The following is an 18,914-nucleotide window of genomic DNA, read 5'->3' as shown; positions in this document are numbered from 1 at the left end:
CCGGTTCAGCCCGCGCGCAGGCGCCGGTACTCGCCCGGGGTCATGCCCACCAGGGCCACGAAGCGCCGGGTGAAGGCGCTCTGGTCGGAGAAGCCGCAGGCCTGGGCAATGGAGGCGATGCTGCCGGGTCCGTGCAGGCGGTGCATCGCCGCCTGGATCCGCACCCGGGTCAGCAGCTGCAACGGCGAGAGCTGGAACACCTTCTGGAAGGTGCGCTCGAGCTTGGACTCGGAGAAGCCGGTGATGTCCAGCAGGTCCTGCACCCGGATGTTCTCGGCGTAGTGCCGGTTCATGTGCACCAGGGCCTCGCGCAGGGAGCGGTAGTCCGCCTCCAGGCCCTCGCGCCCGGCCAGGTCGCGGGAGATGCCGATCAGCCCGGCTACCTGGCCGTCGATCCGCAGCGGGCGCTTGCAGGTCAGGCACCAGCCCGGCTCCTGGTCGGAGAACAGGTGCAGCTCCAGCAGGTTGTCGATCACCGCCCCTTCCAGCACCTGGCGGTCCTGCAGGCCGTAGTTGGCGCCCAGGCCGCTGGGATACACCTCGCTGGCGCGCTTGCCGATGATCTCCTTGCGCGAGCGCAGGCCGAGGCGGCGCAGCATGGTGGCGTTGACGTGGGTGTAGCGGCCCTCGCGGTCCTTGATGAAGAACAGCACGTCCGGGATCGAGTCGAACAGGGCCTCGACCTCGGCGGCATCCACGGCGAGCGGGCTGGGCTTCACGGGGGCAGGGGGGCCGGCGGCAGGGCACGACATTCTAATTGGGTGCGGTGTCAGGCCGCCCCCGGTCCGGCCCGGGCCGCGCGGGCGTGACCCCCTCCATGCCACGGCCCGGGCCCGGCCGCCTTGTCCTGGATCAATGCGGGTTGCCGCTGCCAGTGATTCGCGCTTACCATCTTTCGGTTTTCCGCAGCTGCGAGCGGCGGTAGGCGACGTGATCGAGGTGCTGCCAGGCAGGTCCGGCGACGCCGGCGCGCAGTTGAGGCTGCGCCCGCCGCGGGCCCTGACGGCAGGCCAGTTCAGGGCGCTGTTCGCCGCGCTGGCGGGGGCGATGTGGCTGGCGGCCGGCCTGGGCTGGCTGGCGGGCAACGTCTTCGCGCCGGCGTTCGCACTGCTGCACAGCGCAGGGGTGGCGCTGGCGTTGCGCATGCTGTGGAGCAACGGGGAACGCGGCGAGGAGATCGCCATCGGGCCGCGGGCGGTGGAAGTCCGCCGCGGCGCCGAGACGGTATTCAGCGCCCATCCTTACTGGGTGAGGCTGCAGGTGGCGCCGGAAGATGGCATGGTCATGCTCTCCTCCGGCGGCCGGGACGTGGAGGTGGGAACCTTCCTCGGCCCGGGCGAGCGCCGGCAGCTGGCGCGGTGCCTGAGGGAATTCCTGGCGGCCGCCAGCGGCCGCAACCGATGACGCAACCAGGGTCTAGGCAATGATGCAAGCGAAGGGATGGTGGAAGCGTTGGATGGCTGCGGGCACGCTGATGGCGGCACCGTTGCTGGCCTGGGCCCAGTCGGCCGATCCGCAACGGTGGCAGCTGAACATGGGGCGCGGCGTCACCGCCACCTCCCAGAACGCCTATGACGCGCACATGGTCGCGCTGTGGATCTGCGTGGCCATCGGCGTGGTGGTGTTCGGCGCGATGGCCGTGGCGGTGGTCCGCTTCCGCAAGTCCAAGGGCGCGGTCGCGGCCCAGTTCAGCCACAACACCACCGCCGAGCTGATCTGGACGGTGATCCCGGTCCTGATCCTGATCGCGATGGCCTGGCCGGCCACCGCCAAGCTGATCTCGATGTACGACACCCGCGACGCCGAGATGACCGTCAAGGTCACCGGCTACCAGTGGATGTGGAAGTACGAGTACCTGGGCGAGGGCGTGAGCTTCACCAGCCGCCTGGACCGCGAGCACGACCGCATCCGCCAGAGCGGCGAGCGCCCGGACCCGGCGCAGCACCCGCACTACCTGCTCGAGGTGGACAACCGCCTAGTGCTGCCGGTGGACACCAAGGTCCGCTTCGTGATCACCGCCGACGACGTGATCCACTCCTGGTGGGTGCCGGCGCTGGGCTGGAAGCAGGACGCCATCCCCGGCCTGATCAACGAGGCCTGGACCGAGATCAAGACCCCTGGCGTGTACCGCGGCCAGTGCGCCGAGCTGTGCGGCAAGGACCACGCGTTCATGCCGATCGTGGTCGAGGCGGTCTCCAAGGAGGAATTCGCGCGCTGGCTGGCCTCGAAGAAGCCGGCCGCGCCGGAGGCGCCCGCGGAGGAGTCCGGCGAAGCGCCGGCCGACGCCGCCGAGCCGGTCGACGAGGCCGAGGGCAGCGCCCCGGCCGCGGCGCCGCAGGCCGCCTGATCCCGCACGCAACGGCCGCCGCCGCGGCCGCCACGCAAACGCATCCCAGAGGTAGCAACGCCATGGCCCATACCGCCGCCGAGCACCACGACGACCACCACGGCCACAAGCAGGGGTTCGTCGAGCGCTGGTTCTTCTCGACCAACCACAAGGACATCGGCACGCTGTACCTGCTGTTCTCCTTCGTGATGTTCATCATCGGCGCGGCCATGAGCGTGGTCATCCGCGCCGAGCTGGCCACCCCCGGCCTGCAGGTCGTCAGCCCCGAGTTCTTCAACCAGATGACCACGGTGCACGCCCTGGTCATGATCTTCGGCGGCGTGATGCCGGCCTTCGTCGGCCTGGCCAACTGGATGGTGCCGCTGCAGATCGGCGCGCCGGACATGGCCCTGCCGCGCATGAACAACTGGTCGTTCTGGCTGCTGCCGGTGGCCTTCACCCTGCTGCTGATCTCGCTGTTCCTGCCCGGTGGTGCGCCGGCCGGCGGCTGGACCCTGTACCCGCCGCTGTCGCTGCAGGGCGGCTACAACGTGGCCTTCACCATCTTCGCCATCCACGTGGCGGGCATCAGCTCGATCATGGGCGCGATCAACATCATCGCGACCATCCTCAACATGCGCGCCCCGGGCATCGACCTGCTGAAGATGCCGATCTTCTGCTGGACCTGGCTGATCACCGCGTTCCTGCTGATCGCGGTGATGCCGGTGCTGGCCGGCGCGGTGACCATGCTGCTGACCGACAAGTTCTTCGGCACCAGCTTCTTCAACGCCGCCGGCGGCGGCGACCCGGTGATGTACCAGCACATCTTCTGGTTCTTCGGCCACCCCGAGGTCTACATCATGATCCTGCCCGCCTTCGGCGTGGTCAGCGAGATCATCCCGACCTTCAGCCGCAAGCCGCTGTTCGGCTACCAGGCCATGGTGTACGCCACCGCCGCGATCGCCTTCCTGTCGTTCATCGTGTGGGCGCACCACATGTTCACGGTGGGCATGCCGCTGGGCGGCGAGATCTACTTCATGTTCGCGACCATGCTGATCTCGGTGCCGACCGGCGTGAAGGTGTTCAACTGGGTCTCCACCATGTGGAAGGGCTCGCTCACCTTCGAGGCGCCGATGCTGTGGGCGATCGCCTTCGTGCTGCTGTTCACCATCGGCGGCTTCTCCGGCCTGATGCTGGCGATCGTGCCGGCCGACTTCCAGTACCACGACACCTATTTCGTGGTCGCGCACTTCCACTACGTGCTGGTCACCGGCGCCGTGTTCGCGCTGATCGCCGCGGTGTACTACTGGTGGCCGAAGTTCACCGGCCGCATGTACAACGAGCGCTGGGCCAAGTTCCACTTCTGGTGGTCGGTGGTGTTCGCCAACCTGCTGTTCTTCCCGCAGCACTTCCTGGGCCTGGCCGGCATGCCGCGCCGCATCCCGGACTACAACGTGGTGTTCGCCGACTGGAACCTGGTCAGTTCGATCGGCGCGTTCGGCATGTTCGCCACGCCGTTCATGATGGGCTTCATCCTGTGGCACTCGCTGCGCCACGGCGCCAGGGCCGAGGCCCGCGCCTGGGAAGGCGCGCGTGGCCTGGAGTGGACCATCCCGTCGCCGGCGCCGCACCACACCTTCACCGTGCCGCCGGTGATCAAGGACGGCGACCTGGCCCACGGCGACATCACCCACTGAGCTTCCGCCGCGGCGGAAGCAGTTCCCGCCCGGCGCGCCCGGGCGGGCCCGGAACAACGGAGGAACGATGAACCACGCCCCCGACCATCGCGATGACGCCGCACGCCGCCGTGGCGTGGTGCGCACCGTGTGGGTCGTGGGCGCGATCGCCCTGGCGATCTACGTGGGCTTCATCCTCTCGGGGGTGCTGCAGGCATGAGCGATCCGCGCGCCGACGCCGCTCCGCGCCGCCGCGGCTGGCTGAAGCTGGCCGGGGTGTCGCTGGCCGCGTTCGCGTTCGCCTTCTCGCTGGTGCCGCTGTACCGGATCGCGTGCGAGAAGGTGTTCGGCATCCGCCTGGAAGGCGGCACCGGCCAGGCCCGTGCCGCCGCGCCGGCCGCCGCCGGGCCGCGCCAGGAACGTACCGTCACCGTGCTGTTCGATGGCGGCGTGAACTCGAAGCTGCCGTGGTCCTTCGGCCCGGAGCAGCTGACCATGCAGGTGGTCCCGGGCGAACTGGCCGAGGCGACGTACTACGCGCGCAACGACAGCGACCGCCCGATCGTCGGCAGCGCCGTGCCCTCGGTGGCGCCGGCGCGGGCCTCGGGCTACTTCACCAAGACCGAGTGCTTCTGCTTCACCGCCCAGACCCTGCAGCCGGGCGAGCGGCGCGAAATGCCGGTGCGCTTCATCGTGGACCCGGACCTGCCGGCCGACGTGAAGACCATCACCCTCTCGTATACCTTCTTCAGGAACGAGGCCCTCACCGCGCAATTGGGCGCGGGCGGGGCTTCCCGCGCGCCGCTCGCGGCGCCTTGACCCGAGCAACGGAATCCACGCCATGGCCCATTCCCAGACCGACGCCAACATCTACTTCGTGCCGGCCAAGAGCAAGGCGCCGATCTTCGCTTCGGTGTCGATGTTCGTGATGATGATCGGCGTGGCCACCTGGCTCAACGAGATCGCCTGGGGCAAGTGGTCGTTCTTCCTCGGCGTGGCGCTGATGGTGGCGACCCTGTTCTACTGGTTCGGCGAGGTGATCCGCGAGTCGCAGGGCGGCCACTACAACCGCCAGGTCGACGGCTCGTTCCGGATGGGGATGATCTGGTTCATCTTCTCCGAGGTGATGTTCTTCGGCGCGTTCTTCGGCGCGCTGTTCTACACCCGCCAGTTCGCGCTGCCGTGGCTGGGCGGCGAGGGCGACGGCGTGCTCACCAACGAGCTGCTGTGGCAGGGCTTCAGCGCGGCCTGGCCGAGCGCCGGCCCGGGCGGCGTCGGCGGCCAGTTCCAGACCATCCCGGCCTGGGGCCTGCCGCTGGTCAACACCCTGATCCTGCTGACCTCCGGCGCGACCCTGACCGTGGCCCACCACGCGCTCAAGGCCGGCAAGCGCGGCCAGCTGCTGGTCTGGCTGGGCGCCACGGTGCTGCTGGGCCTGACCTTCCTGGTGTTCCAGGGCGAGGAGTACATCCACGCCTACAAGGAGCTGAACCTGACCCTGGGCTCGGGCATCTACGGTTCGACCTTCTTCATGCTCACCGGCTTCCACGGCGCCCACGTCGCCCTGGGCACGATCATGCTGATCGTGATGTGGTTCCGCGCGCTGAAGGGCCACTTCACCCGGGACAAGCACTTCGGCTTCGAAGCCGCGGCCTGGTACTGGCACTTCGTGGACGTGGTCTGGCTGGGGCTGTTCCTCTTTGTTTACGTGCTGTGATTCGTGATTCGATAGAAGCGAAGCGCGAGCCACAAGCAACAAGGGCGCCATCAGGCGCCCTTGTTGTTTCGGATCACTGATCACCAATGACAAACCACGGGCTGGCGGCCTCAGCCGCCAACCCCATGCGGCTGTATCACGCCGGTCCAGATGCCGATGATGACCAGCAGGATCAGGCCGATGGACAGGGCGATGCGGCGGGTGAGGGCGTTGACCGTGCGCTTGCTCTCGCCGCGGTCCACCATGAGGTAGTAAAGCGCCGAGCCGAGGTTCCAGATGATGAGCAGCAGGAACGCGACGACGATCAGGGTTTTGAGCGAATCGTTCACGGGACGTGGCTCGTGGCGTGCGGGTTTGCGCCGGGCATTATCGCAGCCCGGCGCCGCGGCGGGCGTGGGGGCCGCGTGAGCCGTCGCCTGCCGTCGTGGGCGGGCTGGGGCCTGGCCCTGGCCGTGGCCGCGGCCTGCTGCGGGCTGGGCACCTGGCAGCTGCAGCGCATGCACGCCAAGCAGGCCCTGCTGGACGCGTCGGCGCAGGTGCTGGCCGAGCGCCGGCCGCAACCGCTGGCGCTGGCCGCCGATCCGGCGCGCGCGCGCGGCTACGACTGGGCGTCCGGCCGCGGCCGCTTCGCCGACCTGCCGGCGGTGCTGCTGGACAACCAGAACCGCGATTCCCGGCCCGGCGTACGCGCCTACCGCGTGTTCGAACCGGAGGACGGGCTGCCGCTGCTGGTGGATCTGGGCTGGCTGCCCCTGCCCGGCGACCGCCGCATGCCGCAGGTCCCGCCACCGGCAGCCGGCACGATCGAAGCCTCGGGCCTGCTGCTGCCGCCGCCGGCCCGCGGCCTGGCCGCGCCGGCGGTGCAGCGCCAGGCCGACGGCACCGCGCTGGTGGTGGCGCTGGAGCCGGCGGCAGTGGCCGCCGCACTGGGCCTGCCGGCGCTGGCGCCGCGGGTGCTGCGCCTGGATCCGGAACTGCCGCTGGGCTACGCGCGCGACCTGGAACTGCTGCCGAACACGCTGCCGCCGCAGCGCCACCTGGGCTACGCGGTGCAGTGGTTCGCCCTGGCCGCCGCGGCGCTGGCCATCGCCCTGGTGCTGACCCTGCGGCGGCGCCGGTGAGGCGCGTGGCCGGCGCGCGGAACAGGGCATGGCCCGGCATGCGAAAATCCCGCGCATGAGCCATTCCGTTCCCGACGCTGATCGCACTGCCCGCGGCCGCCTGGTGCTGGTTGCGCTGTTCGTGCTGTTCTTTGGCAGCGCGCTGGCCGCCGGCGCGCTGCGCTTCAGCGGCTGGATGCCGGCCGGCCTGCGCAACCACGGCCAGCTGCTGGAGCCGCCGGTGGACCTGCGCCAGGCCCGCCTGCAGCTGGCCTCCGGCGAGCCCTATCCCTGGCAGCCGCAGGCCCGCATCTGGCGCATCGTGGCCGTGCCCCCGGCCTCCGGCTGCGACGCGGCGTGCACCACGCTGGCGGCGCAGCTGGACAAGGTCTGGCGCCTGTTCGGGCACAACGCCGACCACGTGCACGTGCTGTGGCTGGGCGCCGCCCCGGCCGGCGCTGCGCAGCTGCCGGAGATGCGCGTGCTGCGCGACGACCCGGGCGTGCGCGCGTCCCTGCCCGGCGCCTCCGACCCGGCCGGCGTGCCGGTGTACGTGGTCGATCCCAACGGCTTCGTGATCCTGCGCTACGCGCCGCAATCCGATCCGGCCGGCCTGCGCGCCGATGTCGCGCGCCTGCTGAAACTGAAGTGAGGCTTCCCATCCGATGAACGCGCTCGTCCGCCCGACGCTGGCACGCCATTTCCACCGCATCGCCTGGCTGGCGGTGGCGCTGACCGCCTGCGTGGTCGTGTTCGGCGCCTTCGTGCGCCTGTCCGACGCCGGCCTCAGCTGCCCGGACTGGCCGACCTGCTACGGCCGTGCCACCTGGCCATCGGCGCCGGCCGACGCGGCCGCGCACGCGGCCAGCGGGATCCGTCCGTTCGAGACCCACAAGGCCTGGCGCGAGCAGGTACACCGCCACCTCGCCGCCAGCCTGGGCGTGGTGGTGCTGCTGCTGGCGCTGCTGGCGGTGCGCCGCCGCCGCCTCGGCGTGCCGCTGGTGATCGGCGCCTCGCTGCTGGTCGCCGCCGCGATCCCGGCGTACATGTACGGCCACATCGGCCTGGCCTTCGCCCTGGCCGGTGCCGGCGAGGCGGTACTGCTGCTGGCGGCGCTGCGCTGGTCCAACATCGACCTGGCGCGCGCGGCGGTGCTGACCCTGGCGGTGATCGTGTTCCAGGCGCTGCTGGGCAAGTGGACCGTGACCCTGCTGCTCAAGCCGATCGTGGTGATGGGCCACCTGCTGGGCGGGCTGACCACGTTCGCGCTGCTGGTATGGATGGCCTGGCGCGCCACCGGCCTGCCGATCCGCCTGGCAGACGCGCGCGTGCTGCGGCGCTGGGTGGTCGCCGGGCTGGTGGTGCTGGGCCTGCAGATCGCGCTCGGCGGCTGGACCAGCGCCAACTACGCGGCGCTCGCCTGTGGCGGCGGCGGCTGGACCGGCGCCAGCCACCATTACATGGATTTCCCGCGCTGCGTCGGCCAGTGGTGGCCGCCTGCGGACTTCCGCGAAGGCTTCGTGCTGTGGCGCGGGATCGGCGTGGACTACGAAGGCGGCGTGCTCGACGGCGCCTCGCGCATCGCCATCCAGATGGCGCACCGGATGATGGCGGTGGTCGCGGCGCTGTACCTGCTGCTGCTGGCCGGGCGGCTGTACCGGCTGCCGGGCATGCGCGGCTGGGCCGCGCTGCTGGGCCTGCTGGTGCTGGTCCAGGTCGCGCTGGGCGTGCTCAACGTCAAGCTGTCGCTGCCGCTGCCGGTGGCGGTGATGCACAACGGCGGCGCCGCGGCCTTGCTGTTCGTGCTGGTGACCTTGCTGGCTCGGTTGCGGGAGCCCGAGCAGGTCGCATGAGCACCCACGTTTCCCTCTGGCGCGAATACCTGGAGCTGACCAAGCCGCGGGTGGTCGCGCTGCTGGTGTTCACCGCCCTGGTCGGCATGTTCCTGGCGGTGCCGGGGCTGCCGCCGCTGCGCGAATCGGTGCTGGGCCTGGTCGGCATCTGGCTGGCCGCGTCCTCGGCCGCGGCGATCAACCACCTGATCGACCAGCGCATCGACAAGCTGATGGCGCGCACCGCGCACCGCCCGCTGGCCACCGGCGCGCTGCGCCCGGCGCAGGTGCTGGCGTTCGCGCTGGCGCTGGGCGTGGCGTCGATGCTGGTGCTGGTGCTTTGGGTCAACACCGTCACCGCGGTGCTGACCTTCGCCTCGCTGATCGGCTACGCGGTGGTCTACACCGGCTACCTCAAGCGCGCCACGCCGCAGAACATCGTGATCGGCGGCGTGGCCGGCGCCGCGCCGCCGCTGCTGGGCTGGGCCGCGGTCACCAACATGCAGGGCGCCTGGGACTGGCAGCACGCGCTGCTGCTGGTGCTGATCATCTTCGTCTGGACCCCGCCGCACTTCTGGGCGCTGGCGATCTTCCGCCGCGAGGACTACGCGCGCGCGCTGATCCCGATGCTGCCGGTGACCCACGGCGTGACCTACACCCGCTGGCAGATCCTGTTCTACACCGTGCTGCTGGTCGAGGTGAGCGTGCTGCCGGTGGTGTTCGGCATGAGCGGCCTGTTCTACCTGGGCGGCGCGCTGGTGCTGGGCAGCGTGTTCCTGTGGTACGCCTGGCGCCTGCTCGATCCGCCGGACGAGTTCTACGCCATGCGCGTGTTCAACTACTCGATCGTCTACCTGATGGCGCTGTTCGCCTTCCTGCTGGTGGACCACTGGCTGCCGCTGCTGCTGCCGGTCTGAGCCGGCAGCACGGCCGGGCGCGGGCGACGGCCCGCGCCCTGGCATCGCTTACTCGGCGACCCAGGCCAGCTGGCCGTCGCTGGCGCGCTCGATGCGGCCCAGGCCGGGGAACGGGAAGTGCACCGAGTACAGGCGTTCGCCGCTGTCGGCGGCGGTGTCCAGCATCTTCGCCCGCTGCGCCGCGCCGGCGGCGGCGTCGCGATCCCACTGGATCGTCCACTGCGGGCGCTGCACCGAGACCACCGGGTGGTGCACCAGGTCGCCCACGTACAGCAGGCTTTCCCCGCCGCTGCTGATGCGGAAGGAGACGTGGCCCGGGGTGTGTCCCGGGGTCGGCAGCGCCTGCACCATGCCCGGCACCAGCTCCGCCTCCGGGGCAAAGGCGTCGACCTGCGGCGCGATCGCCGCGACCAGGCTGGCCATGGCCGCGCCTTCGCCGCTGGCCTGGGCCTGCAGGTCCTCCCACTCCGGCTGCGAGACATGGATGGTGGGGTGGCGTTGGGGAAGGCCAGCGCGCCGCTGGCATCGACCAGGCCGCCGACATGGTCGCCGTGCGCATGCGAGATGAACACGTCGGTGACCTGCGCCGGCACGATGCCGGCCGCCTGCAGCGCCGCGCCCAGCTTGCCCGCGCTGTCGCCGACGAACTGGCCGGCGCCGGCATCGAACAGCATCACCCGCTGCCCGTCGCGCACCAGCAGCGGCTGCACGCTCAGGTGCAGGCGATCGGTGTCCAGGCCAGCGCCCGACAACACGCCGGCGACCTCGTCCGGAGTCAGGCCGACGCCAAACACCGAGTTGTCGTTGGGCACGGCAATGCCGCCGTCGCGCAGCGCGGCAGCCTGCAGCGATCCGACCTGGAACGGGTGGACGTGCTCGCTGGCGGGCACGCCGGCCTGGGCGGCCTCCGGCGCGGCGACCGGGGCAGGCGCGGCCCCGGCCGCTTCCTCGTTGCGGCTGCAGGCGGCAAGCGCCGCGCCCATTGCTACCACCAGCAGCGGCAGCGCCGCCTTGCGTACGTGCGACATGGCTGACTCCCGTGGATTGACCGCCGGATTCTGGCGGCGCGCCGGCGCAGCGGCAAGGCGATGGCGGCAGGCGCCGACGGAAGGCGGGAACCAGCCCCGCGCCGCCGCGGGCGGGCATGGTGGCTTCCGGCGCCCACCGGGTATGCCCGCCGCCGGCGACCCGCGGCGCGCGCATGACCGCGACGGAAGCATCCGGCTGCCGCGCCGTGTTGCCGCGCTTCACGGTCACGCGGACATCGGCCGCCCCTGGGCGATACCTGCCCTCCCTTCGCCGGGCGGGGCCGCGCAACCAGGGGCGCGCGTCAGTCCCCGCCTGCCCGCGCCACAGCCTGCTGCTCGCGGCGCCGGATCCACAGGTTGATCAGCTCGACGAACACCGAGAAGGCCATCGCCGCGTAGATGTAGCCCTTGGGGATGTGCTGGCCGAAGCCGTCGGCGATCAGCACCAGGCCGATCATGATCAGGAAGCTCAGCGCGAGCACCTTGACCGTGGGATGGCGCTCGACGAAATCGCCGATCGGGCCGGCGAAGCCGATCATGAACACGATCGAGATCAGGATCGCGGTGGCCATCACCCAGCGCTCGTCGACCATGCCCACGGCGGTGATGATCGAGTCCAGCGAGAACACGATGTCCAGCACCATGATCTGCAGGATCACGCCACCGAAGGAGGTCGCGGCGCGGGCCAGGTTCGGCCCTTCCTCGGCCAGCCCGGCACCCTCGATCTTCTGGTGGATCTCATGGGTGGCCTTGGCGATCAGGAACAGGCCGCCGCCGATCAGGATCAGGTCGCGCCAGGAGAAGGCATGGCCGAACAGCTCGAACAGCGGCCTGGTCAGGCCAATGATCCAGGCGATGGTGAACAGCAGGCCCAGGCGGGTGATCGCTGCGGCGGCGATGCCGAGCCTGCGCGCCCTGTTGCGCTGTTCCGGCGGCAGGCGCCCGGCCAGGATCGAGATGAAGATGATGTTGTCGATGCCCAGCACCAGTTCCAGCGCGGTGAGGGTGGCCAGGGCGATCCAGGTTTCGGGGTTGAGCAGGGCGTCCATGTGGGCTCGCGTGGGTCAGGCAACGGAAGACTGGCGCCGTGCGGGTGCAGGCGGCGTAGCGGATGCGGGGACGGGGATGCCGGCGCGCGCGCGGTGGGACGCGGGCGGGCGGCGCCGCACGGCGCCACGCACGGCGCGGGCCGGGGAGCGGTATGGCGTTGGATCTGGCACGGGTTGCGGGCTCCAGGGTTTCCAGGGCCGCGGTGGGGTGGCATCGCCGATGGACGCACCTTCGCCGCGGGGTGGCGAAGGTCTTGCCCGCAGGCCGTCCGGGCCTGCCGCTGCGCCGGGGCCGGGTGGCCCGTCATGACGACGCCAGCGTTGGGGGCTACTCCCCTTCGAAGGCCCGCATCCTAGCATGGCACGCCGGGGCCGGGCTTCAGGCGCGCCCGGCCAGGACCTTCAGCAGCATCCGCAGTTCGTACTTGTCGGTCTCGTCCAGGCCTTGCGCGCGCTGCTTGGCCTGCAGCTCGTCGATGCGCTGCTGCAGGGTCTGCCGCTCCAGCTGGGCGATGGCATCGTGCAGCTCCACTGCCCAGCTCTGTTCGTCGCCGGGCAGCGGCTGCGCCGCCAGCTTGCGCAGGGCCTCGCCCTGTTCGTGCCCGGCGAAGTGTTCCAGCAGCGCGCCGGTGCTGATCTCCGGGCGCTGGTGCACCACCTCCAGCAGTTCCAGCAGCAGCGGCACGCCCGCTGCGCGCAGGGTGTCGAAGCGGTACGGCCGCTCCAGCTGCAGGCCCAGCGAGGGCTGCTGCAGCAGCAGGGCGATCGCGCTGCGCACCAGACTGCGCTTCTGCGCCGGCACCACCCGGCGCGCGGGCGCGGGCGGCGGCGCGGCGGCGACCGTGGCGGTGACCCCGGTCTGGCGCTGCAGCTCCTGGCGCATCAGGTCGGCGAAGGCGCCGTCGGGCAGCTGTGCCAGCAGCGGACGCGCGCGCTCGGCCAGGCGGGCGCGGCCGTCGAGGGTGTTGCGGTTGATGTCGCGGCCCAGTTCCTCGAAGAAGAACTGCGACAGTGGCGTGGCCTGGGCCAGGCGCGCGTCGAACCCGGCCGCGCCCTCCTTGCGCACGATGGTGTCCGGGTCCTCGCCCTCCGGCAGGAACAGGAAGAACGCCTGGCGCCCGTCCTTCATCCGCGGCAGCACCGACTCGACCGCGCGCCAGGCCGCGCGCCGGCCGGCGGCGTCGCCGTCGAAGCAGAAGTACACGTCCGGCGCGTTGCGGAACAGCAGCTCGGCGTGCTCGGCGGTGGTGGAGGTGCCCAGGGTCGCCACCGCCTGGGTGACGCCGAACTGGAACAGGGTGACCACGTCCATGTAGCCCTCGACCACCACCAGCCGCTCCAGCTTCTGGTTGGCCTGGCGTGCCTGCCACAGGCCGTACAGCTCGCGGCCCTTGTGGAACAGCGGGGTTTCCGGCGAGTTGAGGTATTTGGGGCTGGCGTCCTTGTCCAGCACGCGACCGCCGAAGGCGATCACCCGGCCGCGGCGGTCGTGGATCGGGAACATGATCCGGTCGCGGAACTTGTCGTACACGCTGCCGCGCTCGTTGCGCGAGAGCATGCCGGTGCGCTCCAGCAGCTTGCGCCGGCGTTCGTCCGTGCCCAGCGCGTCCAGCAGGGTGGAATAGCCGTCGGCGGCGTAGCCGATGCCGAAGCGGGCGCGGGTGTCCGCGTCCACCCCGCGGCCCTGCAGGTAGGACAGCGCGCGCGGGCTGTCGGCCAGCTGGCGCTGGAACAGCCGGGCCGCCGCCTCCAGCGCCGCGTACTGGTCGCGCAGGTCGTTGTCCTGCGGGCCGGCGCGGGTGTCCTTTGGCATCTCCATGCCGGCGCGCCGCGCCAGTTCCTCGACCGCGTCGAGGAACTCGAGGCGGTCGTAGTTCATCAGGAAGCTGATCGCGGTGCCGTGCGCGCCGCAGCCGAAGCAGTGGTAGAACTGCTTGGTCGGCGAGACGTAGAACGAGGGCGTGCGCTCGTCGTGGAACGGGCAGGGCGCGGCGTATTCGCGGCCCTTGCGCTTGAGTGGCACCCGCGCACCGACGATCTCGACGATGTCGGTGCGCGCGAGCAGGTCGTCGATGAACGCGTCGGGCAGGCGGGCCATCGCAATAGGATGCCATCCGCGCGGGTTCCTGGCCCTGTCCGCGTGGCGGAAAAAGCCCCGGCGGGGCGCGGCGGCGCGCGCGGGGCCTCAGGGCGCGGCCTGCGTGCCCCCGTCAGCGCCGGTGCGCGGGGGCACGGCGCCGATCCCGGCCCGGCGCAGCCGCTGGCGCGCGTGCGCGCGTTCGTCGATCACCGCGGTCACCAGGGCCCCGGCGAAGAACACCAGGGCCGCGTAGTACATCCACACCAGCAGCAGCACCAGCGCGCCCATCGAGCCGTAGGCGCTGCCCGGGGCGGCCTGGGCCAGGTAGAGGCCGATCAGGTACCGGCCCAGGGCGAACAGCCCGGAGGTGATCGCCCCGCCCAGCCAGGCCTGGCGCCAGTCGACCCGGCGGTCGGGCAGGTAGTGGTAGAGGAAGGCGAAGGCCAGCGCGTACAGCAGCAGGGTGGTCACGTAGCCGACCACCGGCAGCAGCGAGGGGATGCGCGCGAACACCAGCTGCAGCGCGGTGGTGGCGATCATCGACACGATCAGCAGGAAGCCCAGGGCCAGGACCACCCCCAGCGAGAACACCCGCTTGCGCAGCCAGGCACCCAGCCCGCCGAGCTTTTCGCCGCCGGTGCGGAAGATCAGGTTGAGCGCGCCCTGCAGCTGGGCGAACACCACGGTGGCGCCGACGAATAGCAGGCCGGTGCTGGCCAGGCCGGCCAGCGAGCCCACGTCCGGCTGTGAATCGGCATTGCGGATGATGGTTTCGGCCACCACCGCGGCCTGCTCGCCGGCCAGCGCGCCGATCTGGTCCACCAGCGACTGCTGCGCCGGCGGGTACAGCGAGGCGGTCAGCCACAGCAGCAGCACCAGCAGCGGCGCCAGCGACAGCAGGGTGTAGAAGGACAGCGAGGCGGCCTGGGTCATCAGGTCGGCCTCGACGAAGCGCTTCACCAGCGCCACCGGCAGGCTTTCCTGCAGGCGCTGCAGGTGCCGGCGCAGCTTGTTGGGCGAGGGACGGGTCATGCGGGCACGGTCGCGGTGGCGTGCCCAGCTTGTTGACTGGCGCGTTGCCGGTGCGTGAGCGCTCAGCCGCCGGCCTGGGCCGCCAGCGCGTGCAGGGCCTGGCCGTCGACGCGCTGCACGGTCCATTCGTCCATCGGCCGCGCGCCGAGGCGGCGGTAGAAGGCGATCGCGGGCGCGTTCCAGTCCAGCACCGACCACTCGAAGCGGCCGTAGCCGCGCTCCACCGCCAGCGCCGCCAGATGGGCCATCAGCCGGTGGCCGATGCCACGGCTGCGGAATTCCGGGCGCACGTACAGGTCCTCCAGGTACAGGCCGGGCTTGCACAGGAAGGTGGAGAAGGAAACGAAGAACAGGGCGAACCCGGCGGCCTGGCCGTCGCATTCGGCGATCACCACCTCCGCCGCCGGGCGCGCGCCGAACAGGGCCGCCTCCAGGTCGGCGGCGGTGCCCACCGCCTCGTGGGCCAGGCGCTCGTATTCGGCCAGTTCGCGGACCAGCAACAGGATCAGCGGGATATCCGCGGGGGTGGCGGGGCGCAGGGACAGGTGGCTCATGCGTCGGCGGGAATGGATACGGTGCTGGAACCGCCAACTCTAGGGCGCGCGGAATGAATCGGTACTGGCCTCCGCCCGGTGTGGCGCACGCGCAAACGGCGCCGCCTTGCCGGGGCACCGCTGGCGCGTGGCGGGGCGGCGGGTCAGGGCAATGCCAGCGCGGCGGCCAGGGCGCGGCCCAGCGCCTGGAATGCCTGCTCGGCCTGCTCCAGTTCGCCGAAGCGCTCGGCGCAGGCCACCACGACGGTGGCGCCGTCGCGGCCCAGGGCGGGATCGAGCAGGCCGACATTGCACGCGCGCTGCTGCTGGGTGCCGGTCTTCTGCGCGAAGTCCGCGCCTGCCGGCAGCCCGGCCTGGATGCGGCGGCTGCCGGTGCTGATCGCGCGCATGTGCCCGAGCAGCAGCGCGGTCGAGCGCGGCGACAGCAGCTCGCCGCTGGCCAGCCGCTCCAGCAGGCGGCCGTAGGCCGGCAGGGTCGCCGAGTTCAGGCCGCGCGCGTAGTAGTCCTCGAACACCTGCTCCAGGATGGTGTCGCCCAGCTCCGCGCGCGGTACGCCCAGCGCATCGGCCAGCGCCTGCAGCCGCGGCTCGCCGGCCTCGGCCTGGCGCAGGGCCAGCATCTGCATGCTGTCCAGCCCGGCCACCCCCGGATGCAGCGCGCCATAGGCGTCGTAGCGTACCTGGCGGATGCTGGTGACGCGGCCGAAGCCGGAGCCGGTCCAGGCGGACAGGCGCGCGTTGAGCCGGTCCTGGCCGATCCGCCGGACCAGCATGTCGGTGGCGGTGCTGTCGCTGTCGCGCAGCGACTTGTGCAGCAGGGTGGCGATGCTGAAGCGCTCGCCCGGTTCGTGCTGGAGCATGTCGCCGGCGCCATCTACGAAGTCGCCGGCGGTCAGTTCCAGTTCCTCGTCCAGGGCCAGTTCGCCGGCATCCACCGCCTCCAGCACCGCGATCGCCACCGGCACCTTGATGGTCGAGGACAGGTACCAGGCCCGGCCTTGGCCCAGGTCCAGCTTGCCGGCCTGGGCCGGGGGCCCCAGGCGGTGCACGTACACGCCGAAATCGCCGGGCATGGCCGCGTCGATCGCCGCCACGTCCCGCTCCAGCGCGGCGATCCACGCCGGCGCTTCCGCTTCCGTTGCCGTGGGCGCGGCAGGCGGCTGGGCAGGGCGGCTGCAGGCGGCCAGCACCAGGGCCAGCACGGCCGGCAGCGCAGGATGCAGGGGGCGGGAACTCAGGGCCATGCCGGCGGCGACACCGTGGGTCGTGGCGGGGTGTCCACGAATACCCCGGCGGCGGTGATGGCTGCGGCAATCCGCTGCAGGGCGTGCACGCCGGCGGCGGTGCCGATGCCGCGCACGCAGGCGGCAACCACCACCCGCGCCGGATCCGGACGCGCCGGCGGATCGGCCGGCTGCATGGCGATGCCCAGGTCGCAGGTGCGCCGGTACTGGGTGCCGGTCTTGTGGGCGAAGGCGATGCCCGGCGGCAGGCCGGCGCGCAGGCGGCGGTGGCCGGTTTCCACCCGCAGCATCCGCTCCAGCAGCCAGCCGGTGGCCTCCGCGCCCAGGGCCTTGCCGTCGGCCAGGGTGGCGAGCATGCGCCCGTAGTCGACCAGGGTCGCGCTATTGGCGCCGGTGGCGTAGTAGGCCTCGAACGCCGCGGCCAGGTCCGGTTGCCGCAGCTGTTCCGGCGGCACGCCCAGCAGCGCGGCGAGCTTGCGTACCCGTGCCGGGCCGGCGGGGACGCGCTTGAGTGCCAGCAGGTCCTGCGCGTCCAGCCGCGCCGCGCCGGGATGGAACTGGCCGTAGGCCAGGCGGCGCACGTCGGCCAGGGTGGTGATGCGCAGGCGCGCGTCCACCAGTTCGGCCGCGACCCGGTTCACCGCGGCCAGGCCGACGGTGCGGATCAGCACGTCGGTGGCGGTGTTGTCGCTGTGCACGATCATCTGCTCCAGCAGCCAGGACAGCGCCAGCGCCTCGCCGGGGCGGTGCCGGTTCGTGGCGCCGGCGCCGTCGACGAAGTCGTCGGCCCGCAACACCACCGGCGTGTCCAGCGCCAGCGTGCCGCGCTCGACCTCGCGCAGTACCGCGATCGCCACCGGCACCTTCACCCCGGAGGCCAGGTACCAGGGCTCGCCGGCGCGGTAGCCGTAGGACTCGTCGCGCTCCATGTGCAGCACGTAGACCCCGATCCCGGCGCCCTCGCCCAGCGCGGCCTCGATCGCGCGCAGCCTGGGCTCCAGTGCGGTGGACCAGGCCGGCACCGCGGCCTGGGTGGCGGGAGGCGCGGTCGGCGGCGCGGCGGCCGCCGGCGGCGGCAGCAGGGCGAGCAGGGCCAGCAGCAGGCAGCAGCGGCTAGCCCGCATGCGCGGCTCCGCGCTGCCGCTCCCGCCACTGGCGCAGGCGCGCGCGCAGCGCCTGCCACAGCGCGATCCACGCCGCGGTCGCGACGACCAGGCCGCCGGACAGCAGCAGCGCGTGCTCGTAGGACACGGCCTGGTAATAGCCCAGCGTCCCGCGCAGCAGCAGGAAGATCACCGAGATGTGGACGATGAAGGCCATCAGCGAGTCGCTGCCGACCACCGCCAGCGGCCGCAGTGCGCGCGCCAGGAGGTTGCCGCCGGCCACGCTGAGGCCCAGCAGGACCAGGGCGCCGCCGACGCTGAACAGCGAGAACAGCAGGCCGGGCGGATGCTTGCCGTGGTTGCGGCCGATCTCCACCAGCACCGGGCGCAGCGGTTCGCCGGCCAGGTGTGCGAAGGCCGCCAGCAGCAGCAAGCCGGCCACCACGATCCCGCCCGCCAGCAGCAGCCGGCTGCGGGCCTCCTGGTCCCAGCGCCGCAGCAGGCCGCCGAGCAGCAGTCCCAGCAGCACCAGCGGCAGGCGCGACAGCTGGCCCCAGGTGTACAGCTCGTGGTCTTCGACCAGCACCGCGCGCAGCGGCCGGCTGTCGAAGTCGACGTGGCCGGACACCCACCACCACAGCCCGCCCGCCAGCAGCGGGCTGGCCCAGCGCAGCCAGGCCGGGGTACGCGCCCACAGCGGCAGCAGCCAGGGGATCCACAGCAGGGCGATGGCGTAGAAGCCCAGGATCTCCACGAACGAGGGGAAGGACCGGTACAGCAGGGCGTCCACCACCGCGTCGCGGCCGCGGTCCCACAGCTCGACCACGGTCAGCAGCTTGTACCAGAACAGCACCAGCAGGCCGCGCCGGACCAGGTGGTTGCGCCGCCCGGGCCAGTCCGGGGCGGCGGTCTTCGGCACGAAGGCCACGGCCAGGGCGATGCCGAAGACGATGAAGAACAGCGAGGAGGAGAACTTGGTCAGGGCGTGGACCGGCACCTGGCCCCAGTCCGGGAAGTCGGCGTAGGGCATCAGCCCGTTGGTGCCGTGGGAAACGATCATCAGGCACACGGCCAGGCCGCGGGCCAGGTCGATCGAGCCGATCCGGCCACCGCCCACGGCCACGGCGGCCGGGACCGTGCCGGGCGCGGCCGTGGTCGCGAGGCTGTCAGCGGACATGCGCCCGATCCGCCGCGCAAGCGGGACGGCTGCCCGCGGCGGCGGCGGGCCGGTCGGGGCGCCCGTCGCGGGCGTGGGT

General features: G+C 71.8%; 20 protein-coding genes and 1 pseudogene. 10 read left to right on the top strand and 11 right to left on the bottom strand.

From position 1 onward, the window contains the following. Positions 1–5: 5 nt before the first annotated feature. A complete protein-coding gene (locus tag EIM48_RS04150) occupies positions 6–719 on the bottom strand; it encodes an AraC family transcriptional regulator (protein ID WP_019397020.1) in 714 nt (237 codons plus the stop codon). A gap of 211 nt (positions 720–930) precedes the next feature. Here EIM48_RS04150 and EIM48_RS04145 point away from each other — a divergent pair, with 211 nt between their 5' ends. The 6 genes from EIM48_RS04145 to EIM48_RS04125 all read left to right on the top strand — a co-directional run bounded on the left by EIM48_RS04145 (position 931) and on the right by EIM48_RS04125 (position 5,719). Then, the gene (locus EIM48_RS04145) at positions 931–1,404 is read left to right on the top strand and encodes a DUF2244 domain-containing protein (protein WP_125111126.1); all 474 of its coding nucleotides are present in this window, start codon (positions 931–933) and stop codon (positions 1,402–1,404) included. A gap of 19 nt (positions 1,405–1,423) precedes the next feature. After that, entirely contained in the window at positions 1,424–2,347 is a 924-nt protein-coding gene (gene coxB / locus EIM48_RS04140; RefSeq protein ID WP_026010171.1) for a cytochrome c oxidase subunit II, read from the top strand. A 62-nt stretch (positions 2,348–2,409) separates the two neighbouring features. Continuing rightward, positions 2,410–4,023, top strand: a complete 1,614-nt coding sequence (gene ctaD / locus EIM48_RS04135; RefSeq protein ID WP_019397017.1) for a cytochrome c oxidase subunit I — start codon at positions 2,410–2,412, stop codon at positions 4,021–4,023. 67 nt (positions 4,024–4,090) lie between these two features. Beyond that, positions 4,091–4,222 (top strand): hypothetical protein, encoded by a 132-nt coding sequence (locus EIM48_RS15670; protein ID WP_255326644.1) that lies wholly within the window; start codon positions 4,091–4,093, stop codon positions 4,220–4,222. Continuing rightward, complete coding sequence (locus EIM48_RS04130; protein WP_019397016.1) at positions 4,219–4,821, top strand: cytochrome c oxidase assembly protein; 603 nt, start codon at positions 4,219–4,221, stop codon at positions 4,819–4,821. Before EIM48_RS15670 ends, EIM48_RS04130 begins: the two co-directional genes overlap by 4 nt. 22 nt (positions 4,822–4,843) lie before the next feature. After that, positions 4,844–5,719, top strand: a complete 876-nt coding sequence (locus EIM48_RS04125; protein ID WP_125111125.1) for a cytochrome c oxidase subunit 3 — start codon at positions 4,844–4,846, stop codon at positions 5,717–5,719. 110 nt (positions 5,720–5,829) lie between these two features. Here EIM48_RS04125 and EIM48_RS04120 read toward each other — a convergent pair whose 3' ends face one another. Further along, positions 5,830–6,048, bottom strand: coding sequence for a twin transmembrane helix small protein (locus EIM48_RS04120; RefSeq protein WP_019397014.1), 219 nt, complete (start codon positions 6,046–6,048; stop codon positions 5,830–5,832). Positions 6,049–6,123: 75 nt separating this feature from the next. Here EIM48_RS04120 and EIM48_RS04115 point away from each other — a divergent pair, with 75 nt between their 5' ends. From EIM48_RS04115 to EIM48_RS04100, 4 genes are read left to right on the top strand one after another with little or no spacing between them, the layout of a single operon-like run. Further along, positions 6,124–6,840 (top strand): SURF1 family protein, encoded by a 717-nt coding sequence (locus EIM48_RS04115; protein WP_050992095.1) that lies wholly within the window; start codon positions 6,124–6,126, stop codon positions 6,838–6,840. Positions 6,841–6,895: 55 nt separating this feature from the next. Next, positions 6,896–7,471, top strand: coding sequence for a hypothetical protein (locus EIM48_RS04110; RefSeq protein WP_125111124.1), 576 nt, complete (start codon positions 6,896–6,898; stop codon positions 7,469–7,471). A 13-nt stretch (positions 7,472–7,484) separates the two neighbouring features. Then, a complete protein-coding gene (locus EIM48_RS04105) occupies positions 7,485–8,672 on the top strand; it encodes a COX15/CtaA family protein (protein WP_019397011.1) in 1,188 nt (395 codons plus the stop codon). Continuing rightward, positions 8,669–9,568, top strand: a complete 900-nt coding sequence (locus EIM48_RS04100) for a heme o synthase (protein WP_125111123.1) — start codon at positions 8,669–8,671, stop codon at positions 9,566–9,568. Before EIM48_RS04105 ends, EIM48_RS04100 begins: the two co-directional genes overlap by 4 nt. A 48-nt stretch (positions 9,569–9,616) precedes the next feature. On the opposite strand, the gene EIM48_RS15665 is transcribed toward EIM48_RS04100, so the two are convergent. From EIM48_RS15665 to EIM48_RS04060, 9 genes and pseudogenes are all read right to left on the bottom strand, one after another. Then, positions 9,617–9,991 (bottom strand): MBL fold metallo-hydrolase, encoded by a 375-nt coding sequence (locus EIM48_RS15665; RefSeq protein WP_255416921.1) that lies wholly within the window; start codon positions 9,989–9,991, stop codon positions 9,617–9,619. Between the two features lie 140 nt (positions 9,992–10,131). Further along, positions 10,132–10,242 (bottom strand): annotated as a pseudogene (locus EIM48_RS15660) (MBL fold metallo-hydrolase); the annotation flags it as partial. 656 nt (positions 10,243–10,898) lie between these two features. After that, positions 10,899–11,645 carry a TerC family protein gene (locus tag EIM48_RS04090; protein ID WP_125111122.1) on the bottom strand — a complete coding sequence of 249 codons (747 nt, stop codon included), beginning with the start codon at positions 11,643–11,645 and terminating at the stop codon, positions 10,899–10,901. Positions 11,646–12,024: 379 nt separating this feature from the next. Continuing rightward, the gene (dnaG, locus tag EIM48_RS04085) at positions 12,025–13,743 is read right to left on the bottom strand and encodes a DNA primase (RefSeq protein WP_125111121.1); all 1,719 of its coding nucleotides are present in this window, start codon (positions 13,741–13,743) and stop codon (positions 12,025–12,027) included. Between the two features lie 87 nt (positions 13,744–13,830). After that, positions 13,831–14,757: a YihY/virulence factor BrkB family protein gene (locus EIM48_RS04080; protein ID WP_125111120.1), complete on the bottom strand. Its 927-nt coding sequence runs from the start codon at positions 14,755–14,757 to the stop codon at positions 13,831–13,833. A gap of 62 nt (positions 14,758–14,819) precedes the next feature. After that, complete coding sequence (locus EIM48_RS04075; RefSeq protein ID WP_125111119.1) at positions 14,820–15,311, bottom strand: GNAT family N-acetyltransferase; 492 nt, start codon at positions 15,309–15,311, stop codon at positions 14,820–14,822. 143 nt (positions 15,312–15,454) lie between these two features. Beyond that, positions 15,455–16,555: a serine hydrolase gene (locus tag EIM48_RS04070; protein WP_125111118.1), complete on the bottom strand. Its 1,101-nt coding sequence runs from the start codon at positions 16,553–16,555 to the stop codon at positions 15,455–15,457. Next, on the bottom strand, positions 16,546–17,679 hold the full coding sequence (locus EIM48_RS04065) for a serine hydrolase (protein ID WP_051403597.1): 1,134 nt from the start codon (positions 17,677–17,679) through the stop codon (positions 16,546–16,548). Before EIM48_RS04065 ends, EIM48_RS04070 begins: the two co-directional genes overlap by 10 nt. Continuing rightward, the gene (locus EIM48_RS04060; RefSeq protein ID WP_125111117.1) at positions 17,669–18,835 is read right to left on the bottom strand and encodes an acyltransferase family protein; all 1,167 of its coding nucleotides are present in this window, start codon (positions 18,833–18,835) and stop codon (positions 17,669–17,671) included. Before EIM48_RS04060 ends, EIM48_RS04065 begins: the two co-directional genes overlap by 11 nt. Positions 18,836–18,914: the final 79 nt, after the last annotated feature.

This window comes from Pseudoxanthomonas sp. SGNA-20 (assembly GCF_003931635.1).
GTDB lineage: Bacteria > Pseudomonadota > Gammaproteobacteria > Xanthomonadales > Xanthomonadaceae > Pseudoxanthomonas.
The sequence above is the reverse complement of the archived record's forward strand: the minus strand, read 5'-3'. Positions and strand labels throughout refer to the sequence as shown.

Excerpts from the sequence above, each read along its gene's own strand:
- coxB (WP_026010171.1), top strand. The coding sequence starts at position 1,424 with ATGATGCAAGCGAAGGGATGGTGGAAGCGTTGGATGGCTGCGGGCACG.
- ctaD (WP_019397017.1), top strand. The coding sequence starts at position 2,410 with ATGGCCCATACCGCCGCCGAGCACCACGACGACCACCACGGCCACAAG.
- EIM48_RS15670 (WP_255326644.1), top strand. The coding sequence starts at position 4,091 with ATGAACCACGCCCCCGACCATCGCGATGACGCCGCACGCCGCCGTGGC.
- EIM48_RS04130 (WP_019397016.1), top strand. The coding sequence starts at position 4,219 with ATGAGCGATCCGCGCGCCGACGCCGCTCCGCGCCGCCGCGGCTGGCTG.
- EIM48_RS04125 (WP_125111125.1), top strand. The coding sequence starts at position 4,844 with ATGGCCCATTCCCAGACCGACGCCAACATCTACTTCGTGCCGGCCAAG.
- EIM48_RS04110 (WP_125111124.1), top strand. The coding sequence starts at position 6,896 with ATGAGCCATTCCGTTCCCGACGCTGATCGCACTGCCCGCGGCCGCCTG.
- EIM48_RS04105 (WP_019397011.1), top strand. The coding sequence starts at position 7,485 with ATGAACGCGCTCGTCCGCCCGACGCTGGCACGCCATTTCCACCGCATC.
- EIM48_RS04100 (WP_125111123.1), top strand. The coding sequence starts at position 8,669 with ATGAGCACCCACGTTTCCCTCTGGCGCGAATACCTGGAGCTGACCAAG.
- EIM48_RS15665 (WP_255416921.1), bottom strand. The coding sequence starts at position 9,991 with ATGGCCAGCCTGGTCGCGGCGATCGCGCCGCAGGTCGACGCCTTTGCC.
- EIM48_RS04090 (WP_125111122.1), bottom strand. The coding sequence starts at position 11,645 with ATGGACGCCCTGCTCAACCCCGAAACCTGGATCGCCCTGGCCACCCTC.
- dnaG (WP_125111121.1), bottom strand. The coding sequence starts at position 13,743 with ATGGCCCGCCTGCCCGACGCGTTCATCGACGACCTGCTCGCGCGCACC.
- EIM48_RS04080 (WP_125111120.1), bottom strand. The coding sequence starts at position 14,757 with ATGACCCGTCCCTCGCCCAACAAGCTGCGCCGGCACCTGCAGCGCCTG.
- EIM48_RS04075 (WP_125111119.1), bottom strand. The coding sequence starts at position 15,311 with ATGAGCCACCTGTCCCTGCGCCCCGCCACCCCCGCGGATATCCCGCTG.
- EIM48_RS04070 (WP_125111118.1), bottom strand. The coding sequence starts at position 16,555 with ATGGCCCTGAGTTCCCGCCCCCTGCATCCTGCGCTGCCGGCCGTGCTG.
- EIM48_RS04065 (WP_051403597.1), bottom strand. The coding sequence starts at position 17,679 with ATGCGGGCTAGCCGCTGCTGCCTGCTGCTGGCCCTGCTCGCCCTGCTG.
- EIM48_RS04060 (WP_125111117.1), bottom strand. The coding sequence starts at position 18,835 with ATGTCCGCTGACAGCCTCGCGACCACGGCCGCGCCCGGCACGGTCCCG.